A 15,158-nucleotide genomic window follows, 5' to 3' on the forward strand; every position below is an offset into this window, starting at 1 on the left:
ACACTGGAAAAGATGTTCACGATACGCTGACCTGCGGCAAAATAACCAGGAAAAATCCAGGTATTTCCTCACGTTTTAAGCCAGCTCACCCTTCACTAAAGGGACAAAGCGCACGGCCTCCACGGTATCGATAATAAATTCGCCTCCCCGACGACGCACCCGTTTCAAATACTGGTGCTCCTCCCCTACGGGTAAGACGAGAATCCCGCCTTCGTCCAGCTGCGTCATTAGCGCAGTTGGAATTTCCGGCGGTGCCGCCGTAACAATGATAGCGTCAAACGGCGCACGTGCCTGCCAACCTTGCCATCCATCGCCATGACGGGTTGAAACATTATGTAAATCAAGATTTTTCAGACGGCGACGCGCCTGCCACTGCAAACCTTTAATCCGTTCGACCGAGCAAACATGCTGGACAAGATGCGCCAGGATTGCCGTTTGATATCCCGAACCGGTGCCAATTTCCAGCACCCGCGACTGCGGCGTCAGCTCGAGTAATTCGGTCATTCGCGCCACCATATACGGCTGCGAAATTGTCTGCCCCTGACCTATCGGCAAAGCGATATTGTCCCAGGCTTTTTGTTCAAACGCTTCATCAACGAATTTTTCACGCGGCACGGCGGCAAGTGCATTCAGCACCTGCTCATCCTGAATACCTTGCGCACGTAATTGATCCAGAAGTGCTTGTACGCGTCTGCTTACCATTGCGTGCCAACTCCCACGCTGTTTAACCAGTCTGAAACCACATCTTGCGCGCTATGCGCAGTTAAATCCACATGCAGCGGCGTGATGGAGACATAGCCCTCATCTACCGCAGCAAAATCGGTCCCCGGACCGGCATCACATTTACCGCCCGGCGGGCCAATCCAGTACAGCGTATTGCCGCGCGGATCTTGCTGCGGGATCACCTGATCTGCCGGATGTCGTGTACCGCAGCGCGTCACGCGAATACCTTTGATTTGATCCAATGGTAAATCCGGAACGTTAATATTAAGAATACGTCCGGTGCGCAGCGGCTCTTTACACAGTGCGCGCAAAATTGAACAGGTTACCGCCGCGGCAGTGTCGTAATGTTTATGCCCGTCAAGCGAGACGGCAAGCGCCGGAAAACCTAAATGACGGCCTTCCATCGCGGCGGCTACCGTACCGGAATAAATAACATCATCCCCCAGATTCGGCCCGGCGTTAATTCCGGACACAACAATGTCCGGGCGCGGACGCATCAGAGCATTCACGCCAAGATAGACGCAATCGGTCGGGGTTCCCATTTGCACAGCAATATCACCATTTTCAAAGGTAAACGTGCGCAGGGAGGATTCCAGTGTCAGAGAATTTGAAGCGCCGCTGCGGTTACGATCGGGGGCGACCACCTGAACGTCAGCAAACTCACGCAAGGCTTTCGCCAGCGTTTGTATACCGGGTGCATGTACCCCGTCATCATTACTCAGCAATATGCGCATAATCACCTGTTGTGTTGATAAGTTCCCTGACAACGCTGGTTGCAAAACTACCCGCCGGAAGCCAGAAACGGATCTCTACGGTGACGTCATCCCACCAATTCCAGCTTAATTGTTGCGGATACAGCAGCATCGCTCTGCGCGCGGCTTCAACTTTTTCGCGCACCAGTAAAGCTTGTAATTCAGTTTCTGCGGCGACAGCTGCTTGTTCGAATGCCAGCGCTTCACGCTGAGTTCCCCATTCGCCACTGCCCGGCAATGCGGCGGTTATCATCAGCTCTTTATCGTTGACGCGACGCTGTAATTCCGCCAGTTCTTCGGTGGTTGCTACAAACCAGCTACCACGTCCGGCTAATTGTAGCGCATCGCCGTCAACAACTTGATTAACGTCTGCTTTTTTGAGGCGCTCAGCAACAATCTGATTAAACAACGCACTGCGGGCTGCCGACAACCAAAAACTCCGTTTATTGCGATCGCGCACCGGAGTATTGGTTTGCGCCCAGCGCAGCGCGCCCTGCAAGTTGCTACCGCCAATCCCAAAACGTTGGGCACCGAAGTAGTTCGGTACACCTTTTACGCAAATATCGATCAGACGTTGTTCAACGTCATCGCGATTGCTCACTTCGCGCAGAACCAGGGTAAAGGCGTTACCTTTCAGCGCCCCTAAACGCAGCTTGCGCTTGTGCCGCGCATACTCCAGCACCTGGCAGCCTTCCAATTGAAAGGCGCTCAGATCGGGCATTTCCTTGCCCGGCACGCGAGCGCATAACCACTGTTCTGTAACAGCATGTTTGTCTTTTTGCCCAGCAAAGCTGACTTCACGGGCATGAATTTTCAGGAATTTCGCCAGTGCATCCGCCACAAAACGGGTATTGCAGCCGTTTTTGAGGATTCTAACCAGAATATGCTCACCTTCACCATCAGGCTCAAAGCCCAAATCTTCCACCACCACAAAGTCTTCCGGATTGGCTTTCAGCAGCCCGGTGCCTTGCGGTTTACCGTGGAGGTAAGTGAGATTATCAAACTCAATCATTTTGTTGCCTTAATGAGTAGCGCCACCGCTTCACAGGCAATCCCTTCCCCACGTCCGGTAAATCCAAGTTTTTCCGTAGTAGTGGCTTTCACGTTAACATCATCCATATGGCAGCCGAGATCTTCGGCAATAAACACGCGCATTTGTGGAATGTGCGGCAACATCTTCGGTGCCTGAGCGATGATAGTGACATCGACGTTGCCAAGGGTATAACCCTTCGCCTGAATACGACGCCAGGCTTCGCGTAGCAGCTCGCGGCTGTCGGCACCTTTAAATGCCGGATCGGTATCCGGGAACAGCTTGCCGATATCCCCCAGCGCCGCCGCGCCAAGCAATGCATCGGTCAACGCATGGAGCGCCACGTCGCCATCAGAATGCGCCAGCAATCCTTTTTCGTAAGGAATGCGTACGCCACCAATGATAATTGGGCCTTCACCGCCAAAGGCGTGTACGTCAAAACCGTGTCCAATTCGCATTATGTATTCTCCTGATGGATGGTTCGGGTGAGGTAAAACTCGGCCAGTGCCAAATCCTCCGGGCGCGTGACTTTAATGTTATCCGCACGGCCTTCGACCAACTGAGGATGGAATCCGCAATATTCCAGCGCCGAGGCTTCGTCGGTAATAGTCGCGCCTTCATTTAGAGCGCGCGTCAGACAGTCATGTAACAGCTCACGAGGGAAAAATTGCGGCGTCAGCGCGTGCCATAAGCCGTTGCGATCAACGGTATGAGCAATGGCATTTTTGCCCGGTTCGGCACGTTTCATAGTATCGCGCACTGGTGCGGCGAGGATCCCCCCCGTGCGGCTGGTTTCGCTCAACGCCAACAATCGCGCCAGGTCATCCTGATGCAGACAAGGACGAGCGGCGTCATGCACCAATACCCACTGCGCGTCGCCAGCGGCTTTCAAACCTGCCAGCACGGAATCGGCACGCTCATCACCGCCATCTACAACGGTGATTTGCGGATGATTCGCCAGAGGAAGTTGTGCAAAACGGCTATCGCCAGGACTTATGGCAATGACGACACGTTTCACCCGGGGATGCGCCAGCAGCGCATGCACCGAGTGTTCAAGAATGGTTTGATTACCGATTGAGAGATATTGCTTAGGACATTCCGTTTGCATTCGACGGCCAAATCCGGCCGCCGGAACCACGGCGCAAACATCCAAATGAGTGGTTGCCATGTTAATTCCCGGGCTGATTTATCGATTGTTTTGCCCCGCAGACTGTGCGCGCTTCGACGCGTCAGGCACCAGACGATAAAAAGTTTCGCCCGGCCTGGTCATGCTGAGTTCATTACGCGCACGCTCTTCGAGCGCCTCCTGGCCGCCATTGAGATCGTCAATTTCGGCAAAAAGTTGATCGTTTCGCGCTTTAAGTTTCGCGTTTGTAGCTTGCTGTGCCGCCACATCATCATTGACGCGGGTATAGTCATGTATACCGTTCTTACCGAACCACAGCGAATACTGTAGCCAGACCAGAATAGCCAGCAACAGCAGCGTTAGTTTACCCATCCTGCCCCCTGAAAAACGGCATCATCATCCCATGCATCCGAAGACGACTCTACATCCTCTGTTGGGGATACCGCGACAACGCGGGCAAATGTACCACATTTGTCCATTGTTACGTATACCCAGGGCGTGCAGAACATAATCTCATTATTAGTTACGGTTTGAATTATGAACAGAGGAGACGAGAAAGTACAAATTAGCCCAGTAGCCACATAAACAGTGCGCCAAACATAATGCCTACTGTCACCAGGGTGAAAACAATACTGTAGCGTAGCTTTCCGTCCATCAATGAATGCAGCGCAATCCCCACCACTACCGCAACGGGCATCAGCGCCAGAAAGAAAGGCCAGGTGTAGATAAAGAAGAACAGCGTGTTAGAGCCATAAATCAACATCGGCATCGCCAGCGCAAATAACCAGGAGATAAAACCGACCACGGCACCAGGCAGTGACCATGTGGTTTCTTCATCCTCAGTAAGGCTGTCGTTATTTGTTAGTGTAATGTTATGGCTATTACGCATATTTGATCCTGTTACTTTGACGAACCGGGCATGGAAACCCGGTGGTGTCTCAGGATCTGATAATATCGTTCTGTCTCAACAGATCTAATAATTGCTGTACCAAATTTGTTACTAATTGTTCACCATTGAGATGAATTTCTGCCGATTCAGGCGCTTCGTAAACGGAATCTATTCCCGTAAAGTTGCGCAGTTCACCGGCACGCGCTTTCTTATATAAGCCTTTTGGATCGCGGGCTTCGCAAATCGCCAGCGGCGTATCGACAAACACTTCGATAAAGCGCCCTTCTCCTACGCGTTCGCGAACCATCTGGCGTTCGGCGCGGTGTGGCGAGATAAATGCGGTCAGCACCACCAGTCCGGCTTCAACCATCAAATTCGCCACTTCACCGACGCGACGGATATTCTCTTTACGATCGGCATCGCTAAAACCGAGATCGCTGCATAATCCGTGGCGAACATTGTCGCCATCCAGCAGATACGTACTGACGCCGAGTTTATGTAACGCCTCCTCCAGCGCCCCGGCGACCGTTGATTTACCGGACCCGGAGAGGCCGGTAAACCACAACACTACACCACGATGACCGTGGTGTAGCTCGCGTTGTTGCACAGTGACCGGATGGCTATGCCAGACGACGTTTTCGTCATGCAGCGCCATTATTTATCTCCCAGCAAATCGCGCGCGCCCCAGTGCGGAAAGTGGCGGCGAACCAGAGCATTCAATTCCAGTTCGAATGCACTGAATTCAGATGGCGCAGCAGTTGACTGGCTAACTGGCTCGTGCACCATACCGGCGCCCACGGTCACATTGCTCAGGCGATCGATAAAAATCAGCCCACCGGTAACCGGGTTTTGCTGATAACGATCTAACACCAGTGGCTCGTCAAAAGTGAGATCCACCAGGCCGATGCCGTTCAGCGGCAGGTTTTCAACTTCGCGTTGGGTAAGGTTATTAATATCAACCTGATAACGAATGCCATCAACACGAGCACGCGTCTTCTTACCGGCAATTTTGATGTCATAACTCTGGCCCGGGGAAAGCGGCTGTTCCGCCATCCATACCACATCCACCGACGCGCTCTGCACAGCTGGTAACGCTTCGTCTGCCGCCAGCAGCAGATCGCCACGGCTGATGTCGATCTCATCCGTCAGCACCAGGGTGATCGCTTCTCCGGCAAAGGCTTCTTCGCGATCGCCATCAAAAGTAACTATCCGCGCGACGTTTGATTCCACACCAGAGGGCAACACTTTGACACGTTGCCCGACTTCCACGCGACCGGATGCCAGCGTTCCGGCGTAGCCACGAAAATCGAGATTCGGGCGGTTAACGTACTGCACCGGGAAGCGCATTGGCTGGGCATCCACCACTCGCTGGATCTCCACGGTTTCCAGCACTTCAAGCAATGTCGGACCGCTGTACCACGGCATACTTTCACTTTGCGAAGCCACGTTGTCGCCTTCCAGTGCGGAGAGCGGCACAAAGCGGATATCCAGATTGCCAGGTAACTGTTCGGCGAAAGTCAGGTAGTCTTCACGAATGCGGGTGAATGTCTCTTCACTGTAATCCACCAGATCCATTTTGTTGATCGCTACGACCAGATGTTTGATCCCCAGCAGCGTGGAGATAAAACTGTGACGACGGGTTTGATCGAGCACGCCTTTACGGGCGTCGATCAATAAGATCGCCAGCTCACACGTTGACGCGCCGGTCGCCATATTGCGGGTATACTGCTCGTGCCCGGGGGTGTCGGCGATAATAAATTTACGCTTCTCGGTAGAGAAATAACGGTAAGCCACGTCGATAGTAATACCCTGTTCGCGTTCAGCTTGCAGGCCATCCACCAGCAACGCCAAATCCAGTTTCTCGCCCTGGGTACCGTGTCGTTTGCTGTCGTTATGCAGTGATGAGAGCTGATCTTCATAGATTTGGCGAGTATCGTGCAGCAGGCGACCAATCAGAGTGCTTTTGCCGTCATCGACGCTGCCACAGGTCAGAAAGCGCAGCAGGCTTTTATGTTGTTGCGCAATCATCCAGGCTTCGACGCCGCCTTCATTGGCGATTTGTTGTGCAAGTGCGGTGTTCATCTTAAAAATACCCCTGACGTTTTTTCAGCTCCATAGAACCAGCCTGGTCGCGGTCAATCACGCGCCCCTGACGTTCACTGGTGGTGGAAACCAGCATCTCTTCGATGATCTCCGGCAGCGTTTGTGCATTCGACTCAACCGCACCGGTCAGCGGCCAGCAGCCCAGCGTGCGGAAGCGCACCATCCGTTTTTTAATCACTTCGCCCGGTTGCAGGTCGATACGGTTGTCATCAATCATCATCAACATACCGTCGCGTTCCAGAACCGGACGTTCCGCAGCGAGATACAACGGAACAATGTCGATATTTTCCAGCCAGATGTATTGCCAGATATCCTGCTCGGTCCAGTTAGAGAGCGGGAAGACGCGGATGCTTTCGCCTTTGTTAATTTGCCCGTTGTAGTTGTGCCACAGCTCCGGGCGCTGATTTTTCGGATCCCAGCGATGGAAGCGGTCACGGAAAGAGTAGATTCGCTCTTTAGCGCGGGATTTCTCTTCGTCACGGCGCGCACCACCGAAGGCGGCATCAAAACCGTATTTGTTCAGCGCCTGTTTCAGGCCTTCAGTTTTCATAATATCGGTATGTTTCGCGCTGCCGTGCACGAATGGATTAATCCCCATCGCCACGCCTTCCGGGTTTTTATGCACCAGCAGCTCGCAGCCGTAGGCTTTCGCCGTACGATCGCGGAACTCATACATCTCGCGGAATTTCCAGCCGGTATCGACATGCAGCAACGGGAAAGGCAGCGTACCTGGATAAAACGCCTTGCGCGCCAGATGCAGCATGACGCTGGAATCTTTACCGATAGAGTAGAGCATCACCGGATTTGAGAATTCTGCCGCCACCTCGCGAATAATGTGGATGCTTTCCGCCTCCAGTTGCCGCAGGTGAGTAAGTCGTATTTGATCCATAACCGTTCCTTTGCAATACCGCTATTTTCTTGCCATCAGATGTTTCGACTATAGGGAGCGTAAGAGAACGAATGAAATTACCAATTAGAATGAGTAGTTCCTTAACGGAATAACGATTTGGCAAAGCTAATATCAAAAAGTGCTTAAGGCACCGGATTTCGGGCGTTTAGGAAGATTTGAAATTGTTTTAGCGCAGCGGCAGTTTCATACTATGGCGGTAAAAAAATTTGCATGGTATTTAAGGACTCACTATGTTTTCCGCATTGCGCCACCGTACCGCTGCCCTGGCGCTCGGCGTATGCTTTATTCTCCCCGTACACGCCTCGTCACCTAAACCTGGCGATTTTGCTAATACTCAGGCACGACATATTGCTATTTTCTTTCCGGGACGCATGACCGGAACTCCTGCAGAAATGTTATCTGCCGATTATATTCGCCAACAGTTTCAGCAAATGGGTTATCGCAGTGATATTCGGACATTTAATAGTCGGTATATTTATACCGCCCGCGATAATCGTAAGAGCTGGCATAACGTGACGGGAAGTACGGTGATTGCCGCTCATGTAGGCAAAGCGCCGCAGCAGATCATCATTATGGCGCATCTGGATACTTACGCCCCGCTGAGCGATGCTGACGCCGATGCCAATCTCGGCGGGCTGACGTTACAAGGAATGGATGATAACGCCGCAGGTTTAGGTGTCATGCTGGAACTGGCAGAACGCCTGAAAAATACGCCTACCGAGTATGGTATTCGATTTGTGGCGACCAGCGGCGAAGAGGAAGGGAAATTAGGCGCTGAGAATTTACTCAAGCGGATGAGTGACACCGAAAAGAAAAATACTTTATTGGTGATTAATCTCGATAATCTGATCGTTGGCGATAAGCTGTATTTCAACAGTGGCGTAAAAACACCTGAAGCAGTAAGGAAATTAACGCGCGACCGGGCGCTGGCAATTGCCCGCAGTCACGGAATTGCCGCAACGACCAATCCGGGTTTGAATAAAAATTATCCGAAAGGCACTGGGTGTTGTAATGACGCAGAAATATTCGACAAAGCGGGCATTGCTGTACTTTCGGTGGAAGCGACTAACTGGAATCTTGGGAATAAGGATGGTTATCAGCAACGCGCAAAAACAGCCGCATTCCCTGCGGGAAATAGCTGGCATGACGTAAGACTGGATAATCAACAGCATATTGATAAGGCACTTCCTGGAAGAATAGAACGTCGCTGCCGTGATGTTATGCGGATAATGCTACCGTTGGTGAAGGAGCTGGCGAAGGCGTCTTGATGGGTTGGAAAATGGGAGCTGGGTGTTCTACCGCAGGGGCGGGGAATTCTAAGTGATATCCATCATCGCATCCAGTGCGCCCGGTTTATCCCCGCTGGCGCGGGGAACACTTTATACACGGATCCTGTGTGCCGTGGACCGCCGGTTTATCCCCGCTGGCGCGGGGAACACCACAAACCGCCCATCTTCCCGATTACTGCAGCCGGTTTATCCCCGCTGGCGCGGGGAACACCTAATGATGCCACCCAGCGACAAAAACGCCGCCGGTTTATCCCCGCTGGCGCGGGGAACACCCACCTGCCGCGACGGGTGCCAGCAGATCACGCGGTTTATCCCCGCTGGCGCGGGGAACACACACCCAAACACAAGCCCAAATCGCGACCGAACGGTTTATCCCCGCTGGCGCGGGGAACACGATCGCCTGCTCCAACGTCAGTCCCTGCCCGTCGGTTTATCCCCGCTGGCGCGGGGAACACACTAAGCATACATATCTGTTTTTAAACAAATTTATTCCACATCAACAATCTACCAACTAAATTCAAACATTTCCTTATTTTTAAAGAACACATAACCTATTGATTATCAACAGGAAGAAAAGAAACCAAACGTAACCCATCCAAATCCACCGGAATACGTCTGTTTTCTCCCCAGGTCTGAAATTCAAAACCCGACTCGGTATTGGTCGCCCAGGCCATCACCACATTTCCGCAACCAGCCAGTTGGGTAATTTGCTGCCAGATCATCTCCCGAATACGTTTTGATGTATCACCAACATACACACCGGCACGCACTTCCAGTAGCCAGATTGCGAGCCGTCCACGTAAGCGCGGAGGGACATTTTCTGTAACAACCACGACCATGCTCATCCGCCGCGCCCCCGGTGACCACTATCACCCAGCGTTTCAGGTTCAGGGATGGCAGGCGGTAACATATCCGGCGCGGGTTGTGGTGGTTCAATTTCACCTGCAGCAAGGACTTCCTCAATTAACGGTATTAATTTGCCCGTTAACTTAGTGCTACGGAAAATATCGCGACAGGCTAATCTGACTTCTTTATCAGATTCTGCCGGGTGTCTTGCCGCTATTTCAAATGCCTTTGGCACAACCGAATCAAATTTAATGATATCGGCTATGTCATAAACAAATGAAAGCGGTTTGCCACTATGAATAAATCCAATAGCGGGCGCATATCCCGCGGCTAATACTGCCGCTTCAGAAATACCGTACAGACATGATGTGGCAGCACTGATGCAGCGATTCACAACATCGCCTTTTTCCCAGTCTTTAGGATCGTATTTGCGTCCATTCCATTTCACACCATATTGTTTCGCCAGTAATGCATAGGTCTGGCGAACGCGGGATCCCTCAATTCCCCGTAGCTGATCCACTGAACGGCGAGCTGGCGGTGGCTCACGAAAACGTAATTCATACATTTTGCGCACCACCTTCAGGCGTAGATCTTCCGTTAAAGCCAGCTTTGCCTGGTAGAGTAATTTATCTGCCCGCGCCCCTCCGGGTTGTCCGGAAGAGTAAACGCGAACGCCCGCTTCACCGACCCAGACCAGCAGTGTTCCCACCGTGGCGGCCAGATGCACCGCCGCGTGGGAAACTCTCGTTCCCGGTTCGAGCATAATGCAGGCGACCGATCCCACCGGAATGTGCGTGCGGATCCCGGTTTTGTCGATCAGCACGAAAGCGCCGTCCAGTACGTCGATTTGACCGTACTGGAGGAAGATCATAGAGGTGCGATCTTTTAACGGGATCGGACTCAGTGGTACAAACGTCACGCCTCTGCTCCGGGTTTGATCAGCATCAGACCACAGCCGAACGCGCGGCTTTTGCCATACCCCTGGCTGAGACGTTGCAGAAATAACCCGGGATCGGTGACCGTAAGCATCCCCGTATAATCCACGCTACTGAACTGGATCAGTTGCCGGGAGTTTTCCCGCCGCAGTTGCTGTTGTCGGTAGGCATCAACCGAGGTATCCAGCAGTGTAAAACCGCTTCTCTCCCCCTGCGCTGCCAGCCAGTCCAGCGCCGCCTGTTGTTGATGCAACCAGACATCACGCCCTTCCGCCTGTCCCCTCACCTGCCGTTTCGCCTCCATCAGCAGATCGTGGCGCTTGCCCGCTTTACAAATTGTGGGATTCGCCCGCAGGTTGAAACAAAGGGATTGTCCGGTACGCAGCTCCGGAGCAAATGACCGGCATTCGATAGTGAAAGTTTCACTTTCCGCCGGGCGTTCCTGCGAGAGGACAAAAAAGCGAAACGCACCCTGAAGTTCCTCCCGACGATAAAGAAATTGCCTTTCTTTGCCGCCAGGGAAGAGATCCCACAGCCACTGATGCATCACATATTCACCGCGATCCACCAGATGCAGCAACTGCGCAGGCAAAAGCTGAGCGGTATGTAAGGTTATTCTTGAGAGGTACATGGTTCCTCCTTGCTGAGCCACGGCCCCTGATTGACGGTGCGTTCCCCAAACAGCCACTGCTGGCGATTTAAAGGAACATCCCGGCGGCGTAATATTTTGCTCACGACCAGGCCGTCGTGCTCCCCTTCCCACCAGCATTCATCCTGAAGTTTCGGGAGTGAGACTTTCAGGTCGTGGAAATGATCCTGATACTGTTGGTATGCGTTACGTAAAACATCAGACGCCTTGCCTTCGAGCAGTAACGGCGCAAGTGGTAATGCCAGCGGATGACTTTTTCGCCCCAGATAAAGAGGAAAAACTGGATGGCGTAAACCGCCCTGCAACTGTTCGAGGCTGTAAGGCGCATCGGCTGTTGTTGCCACCGCCACCATCCACCAGGCGTCGGTGTAGTAGTCGCGCCGGGAGATAATCGCGCTCAGAAGATCAGAGTCGCTCAACTCTTCGCGACGGCTGAAATAACGCGCTTTGCGCACCTCTTTTGGCATCTGGATCGTGTGATAATCCCGTGCCCAGCGCGGGTTACGGCTGGCGCAAACCACCAGTGAATAGTGGCGATTAAACGCGTTTAAGCGTTCGGTATCATCACGCCGAATCCCTACCCCGGCAGCCAGCAGACCCAGCAATGCTGAGCGCGAAGGCAGTTCATGGGTATGACGCACTTCGCCGGGGGCATCGACGCCCCAGGATGCCATTGGCCCATGAAGCTGAAAAATCAGATATTGGCTCATAAGCCGCCCCTTACGCGCAGATAAAGTCCAGTACGTCCTTCATGCTTCCCTGTTTGTTCATCACGTCAAAACTTGCGCATTCAGTCTTCTGTTCGTAGACCGTATTCATGTTTTCGCGAAGCGTTGTAATACGCTGCACCGCCACATCTAACTGACGGGTACCATTAATGGGTTCATAGAAAGCCGCCGCCAGAGAACGCGGTTGATCAGTGCCTTTTTCCGCCAGCGCCCAGGAGGCGTAGGCACGGCTGGCAAAGCTATTTTGTTTACCGGTTGGGGAAACTTTAAGCGCGGCTTCCGTAAAAGCGCGTATGGTCTGATTAGCTAACGCTTCGTCACCGCCGAGGTTTTCTACCAGCAGATCTTTATCAATGCAGATATAGGTGTAGAAAAGTGCTGAACCGAATCCGGTTTCTCCGAGATGCCCGGCACCGGCATCTTCAGAGGCCTGGCGCAAATCATCAACGGCGGTGAAAAAATCATCTTCGACAATCGTTTCACTGACACCAAACGCATGCGCGACCTGGCAGGCGGCTTCAACATTAAACTCAGGTTTATTCGCCAGCATACGACCAAACATAGCGATATCTACCGCTATACGGTCTTTACGTAACAACGCGAGATCTTCCTCTTTTGGCGCGCGCTTTTCTTCTGCCAGTTGATGGGCCAGCGCTTTTACGGCGTCAAATTCTGCCGGGCTGATATGAACTAATTGTTCAGTTTCGGCGTTAGTGAGCGGATCTTTTGGTTTTTTGTCGTTTTTAGCTTTCCCAAGATAATCTGCAATTTTTGCCGCCCATTCGATGGCTTTTTTCTCTTCGATTCCTTTCTCAATCAGGATAGTTGCCGCCTCACGCGCAATTCGCCCACTGCGAATACCAATATGGCCCGCCAGTGCCTGTTCAAAAAGTGCAGAAGTGCGCCACGCACGTTTCAGACTTTGTGAGGAAACGCGCAGACGCGTTGCACCACCCAGTACCACAGTTTTTGGCGCACCAGTATCATCACGGTTAAGGTTGGCAGCAGGGTAAGCGGTTAACAAATGAAGCTGAATAAATGTTGTCATGAGATAGTCCTTTATTGATTTTGTTCGTTATCGGCGTCGCCAGCCTGGTAATATTCCAGCGCCCAGCGGATACGGATAAATTCGGTTGGCCGCTGCTGGCGGCGGTGATGATTGAGCAGGTCGTCGCTCTCCTGACACCAGCGGAAAATATCGTCTGCCAAAGAGATAAGATTGACGGAACCGTTTAATAATTTGACTGCGCGTCGTAACTGGCGCAGTAATTCATCCGGCGTTTTTACTGCCGACAGGCAAGTAAAACGCCCCTCTGACATTACCGCCGCCAGCTGTGCGGCAAAAGGCTGCCGTTCATCAATGGCTTTAACATTGGCGGCAACGGCGGCGACCAGTGCCAGTGCGGTAAAACGCCACTCTTGTGCTTCAATTTTCCACAAAGTGTGGGTCTGCATCAGCAGAGAACGAAACCCTTCTGACAAGCAAACATCATTAACCGTTGTGCTACGCCGCAGACTGGCACGATTGCCGCGTTTAGCCTGCAACTCTTCGTGCCATTTACGCAGCGTGGCTTTGTGCCCGTCTTTTACAATACTCATTCAGCAGCCTCCTGCTTTTTCTCCCTGGCGGCTTTAGCACTTTGCTTCTCCGCCGATGTTGTAAAATATTTTTTGCGCGCGGTCATGACGCGTTTTAAATCAACGGGCTCATAAGGATTGGTGAATACACGCTCGTCAAAATCCTGACGCGAGAATAACCAAATCTCCTTATTCCATTTGCTGAGTAATTCATCCGCATCCTGACCTTCTTCAATTTGGCGCACTAACCTCAGGAAGCGATGCTGAGTTTTGTTCCAGAAGTCGATATCCACAAAACTGAAATCACCCCGTGCACCTTTTGGATCGGAGAACCATGCTTCTTTCAATGCACTCCGTAACAGACTTAGAATGCGTGAAGCCGTTTGCGCAGCCAGCCGCAGTTTCGGTATCTGGCCTTCTTTTTTATTGAGCAGCAGCGGGAAACGGTGTTCGTACCAACAGCGGGCTTTCATGTTGTCGAAATCATAGCCAAATCCCCATAGGCCTACTTTTGCCTGCTTGAGACTGCTGGCATTAAAGAGTTTCACCACCAGAGCGGGAAGTTCCGTATTGTTTTCTGACTTACCCGTTTCGATAAGGCCTAACCAGTCGCGCCAAATTAAACCGCCTGGTTGTGGTTTAACTGAGTAAAACTCGCCACCCTCTTTAAGTGGTACACGGTAAGGCGTTAATGGATGCTGCCACATGGCATAATTCGCACCGTAATTTTTGGTCGTCATCAGGCTCAGAAGCGCGTCGTCCTGCTCACCGCAAATATCGCAGTTGCCGACTGTCGTGGTATTAAAATCAATACGAATACGCCGCGGCATTCCCCAGTACGCCTGGAGTTTATTGACCTGATCATCGGTTACCACCGCACCGGCCAGTTCGCTGGTACGCGTCGGGCCAAGCCAGGGGAAAACCAGATCGTCAAATTTTTTGGGTAGCGGTAAGTCGGCTTCATCCTGCGGCATCACGTTGAGCCACAGTTTGCGCCACAAGGGGGCTTGTTGATTGCCCTGATACTCCTGCAATTCAATCAGAGTCGTCATCGGCCCACCGCCGCGTAAACCGGTGCGATAGCCTTTGCCACCTGACGGCGCATTTAACTGTAGGGAGAACAGAGCTAACGCAGAACAATGAGAGCATACGTGTTCAGTCACGCCACGCTTAATAAAGTGGTCTTTATTAAACTTCGTTGTTTGAGCGCCGGGAATCTCAGGCAGTAGCGAAGCGACCTGAACTTTATCGCCCATGAGCACCTCGAAATCCTGCATAAATGAAGGTGAATCTGGGCCAAACTGGAAAGCGTGTTCTAATGACAGCAATGCTTCCCGTAGCTTTTCAGCTTCCAGCCCGTCTTCCCAGATATCATCCCAACGACGATAATCTTTTGGCGCGAAACTGCTTTGTAGTAACCCCAGCAAAAACTGCCATGCCGCCCCCTGGAGATCTGCCCGCGGCGCAGCGATATCGACAACATTTTCATCCGCCAGATCGACTGGCGCCAGCTTGCCTGTTGTTCCGTCTTTAAAACGAACGGGCAACCACGGGGTTGTCAGAAGTGAAAACGAGTTCATATGTATCCTCTCGTAAAAAA

Annotated in this window: 18 protein-coding genes and 1 CRISPR repeat array; of the genes, 1 reads left to right on the forward strand and 17 read right to left on the reverse strand. The window is 52.3% G+C overall.

The genetic code is table 11. The features are described 5' to 3' along the window. Positions 1-75 precede the first annotated feature (75 nt). From pcm to cysD, 10 genes are all read right to left on the reverse strand, one after another. A complete protein-coding gene (gene pcm / locus HUZ68_RS17520; protein ID WP_000254708.1) occupies positions 76-702 on the reverse strand; it encodes a protein-L-isoaspartate O-methyltransferase in 627 nt (208 codons plus the stop codon). Further along, positions 696-1,457 carry a 5'/3'-nucleotidase SurE gene (surE, locus tag HUZ68_RS17525; protein ID WP_001295182.1) on the reverse strand — a complete coding sequence of 254 codons (762 nt, stop codon included), beginning with the start codon at positions 1,455-1,457 and terminating at the stop codon, positions 696-698. The genes pcm and surE overlap by 7 nt, the downstream gene beginning before the upstream one ends. Further along, complete coding sequence (gene truD, locus HUZ68_RS17530; RefSeq protein WP_000568924.1) at positions 1,438-2,487, reverse strand: tRNA pseudouridine(13) synthase TruD; 1,050 nt, start codon at positions 2,485-2,487, stop codon at positions 1,438-1,440. The genes surE and truD overlap by 20 nt, the downstream gene beginning before the upstream one ends. Then, complete coding sequence (ispF, locus tag HUZ68_RS17535; RefSeq protein ID WP_001219242.1) at positions 2,484-2,963, reverse strand: 2-C-methyl-D-erythritol 2,4-cyclodiphosphate synthase; 480 nt, start codon at positions 2,961-2,963, stop codon at positions 2,484-2,486. Before ispF ends, truD begins: the two co-directional genes overlap by 4 nt. After that, positions 2,963-3,673 (reverse strand): 2-C-methyl-D-erythritol 4-phosphate cytidylyltransferase, encoded by a 711-nt coding sequence (gene ispD / locus HUZ68_RS17540; protein ID WP_000246138.1) that lies wholly within the window; start codon positions 3,671-3,673, stop codon positions 2,963-2,965. The genes ispF and ispD overlap by 1 nt, the downstream gene beginning before the upstream one ends. A gap of 18 nt (positions 3,674-3,691) precedes the next feature. Then, entirely contained in the window at positions 3,692-4,003 is a 312-nt protein-coding gene (gene ftsB / locus HUZ68_RS17545; RefSeq protein ID WP_000517476.1) for a cell division protein FtsB, read from the reverse strand. 193 nt (positions 4,004-4,196) lie between these two features. After that, positions 4,197-4,520: a DUF3561 family protein gene (locus HUZ68_RS17550; protein WP_001246104.1), complete on the reverse strand. Its 324-nt coding sequence runs from the start codon at positions 4,518-4,520 to the stop codon at positions 4,197-4,199. A gap of 49 nt (positions 4,521-4,569) precedes the next feature. After that, complete coding sequence (gene cysC, locus HUZ68_RS17555) at positions 4,570-5,175, reverse strand: adenylyl-sulfate kinase (RefSeq protein ID WP_001173673.1); 606 nt, start codon at positions 5,173-5,175, stop codon at positions 4,570-4,572. After that, on the reverse strand, positions 5,175-6,602 hold the full coding sequence (cysN, locus tag HUZ68_RS17560; RefSeq protein WP_112925368.1) for a sulfate adenylyltransferase subunit CysN: 1,428 nt from the start codon (positions 6,600-6,602) through the stop codon (positions 5,175-5,177). Before cysN ends, cysC begins: the two co-directional genes overlap by 1 nt. A 1-nt stretch (position 6,603) precedes the next feature. Next, the gene (cysD, locus tag HUZ68_RS17565) at positions 6,604-7,512 is read right to left on the reverse strand and encodes a sulfate adenylyltransferase subunit CysD (protein ID WP_000372108.1); all 909 of its coding nucleotides are present in this window, start codon (positions 7,510-7,512) and stop codon (positions 6,604-6,606) included. Positions 7,513-7,763: 251 nt separating this feature from the next. Here cysD and iap point away from each other — a divergent pair, with 251 nt between their 5' ends. Then, positions 7,764-8,801 carry an alkaline phosphatase isozyme conversion aminopeptidase gene (gene iap / locus HUZ68_RS17570; protein WP_112925370.1) on the forward strand — a complete coding sequence of 346 codons (1,038 nt, stop codon included), beginning with the start codon at positions 7,764-7,766 and terminating at the stop codon, positions 8,799-8,801. Between the two features lie 81 nt (positions 8,802-8,882). After that, positions 8,883-9,277: direct repeats of the CRISPR family, unit length 29 nt; unit sequence CGGTTTATCCCCGCTGGCGCGGGGAACAC. Between the two features lie 96 nt (positions 9,278-9,373). Here iap and cas2e read toward each other — a convergent pair. From cas2e to casA, 7 genes are read right to left on the reverse strand one after another with little or no spacing between them, the layout of a single operon-like run. After that, the gene (gene cas2e / locus HUZ68_RS17575) at positions 9,374-9,667 is read right to left on the reverse strand and encodes a type I-E CRISPR-associated endoribonuclease Cas2e (protein WP_000063176.1); all 294 of its coding nucleotides are present in this window, start codon (positions 9,665-9,667) and stop codon (positions 9,374-9,376) included. Continuing rightward, the gene (cas1e, locus tag HUZ68_RS17580; RefSeq protein ID WP_000144845.1) at positions 9,664-10,587 is read right to left on the reverse strand and encodes a type I-E CRISPR-associated endonuclease Cas1e; all 924 of its coding nucleotides are present in this window, start codon (positions 10,585-10,587) and stop codon (positions 9,664-9,666) included. Before cas1e ends, cas2e begins: the two co-directional genes overlap by 4 nt. Continuing rightward, entirely contained in the window at positions 10,584-11,234 is a 651-nt protein-coding gene (cas6e, locus tag HUZ68_RS17585) for a type I-E CRISPR-associated protein Cas6/Cse3/CasE (RefSeq protein WP_000281423.1), read from the reverse strand. The genes cas1e and cas6e overlap by 4 nt, the downstream gene beginning before the upstream one ends. Next, the gene (gene cas5e / locus HUZ68_RS17590) at positions 11,216-11,962 is read right to left on the reverse strand and encodes a type I-E CRISPR-associated protein Cas5/CasD (protein ID WP_000085054.1); all 747 of its coding nucleotides are present in this window, start codon (positions 11,960-11,962) and stop codon (positions 11,216-11,218) included. Before cas5e ends, cas6e begins: the two co-directional genes overlap by 19 nt. 10 nt (positions 11,963-11,972) lie before the next feature. Then, on the reverse strand, positions 11,973-13,028 hold the full coding sequence (gene cas7e / locus HUZ68_RS17595) for a type I-E CRISPR-associated protein Cas7/Cse4/CasC (RefSeq protein WP_000206438.1): 1,056 nt from the start codon (positions 13,026-13,028) through the stop codon (positions 11,973-11,975). An 11-nt stretch (positions 13,029-13,039) separates the two neighbouring features. Further along, positions 13,040-13,579, reverse strand: coding sequence for a type I-E CRISPR-associated protein Cse2/CasB (gene casB, locus HUZ68_RS17600; RefSeq protein WP_000029316.1), 540 nt, complete (start codon positions 13,577-13,579; stop codon positions 13,040-13,042). Further along, positions 13,576-15,138: a type I-E CRISPR-associated protein Cse1/CasA gene (casA, locus tag HUZ68_RS17605; protein ID WP_001084077.1), complete on the reverse strand. Its 1,563-nt coding sequence runs from the start codon at positions 15,136-15,138 to the stop codon at positions 13,576-13,578. Before casA ends, casB begins: the two co-directional genes overlap by 4 nt. Between the last annotated feature and the right edge of the window lie 20 nt (positions 15,139-15,158).

This window comes from Shigella dysenteriae, from assembly GCF_022354085.1.
Classification (GTDB): Bacteria; Pseudomonadota; Gammaproteobacteria; order Enterobacterales; family Enterobacteriaceae; genus Escherichia; species Escherichia coli.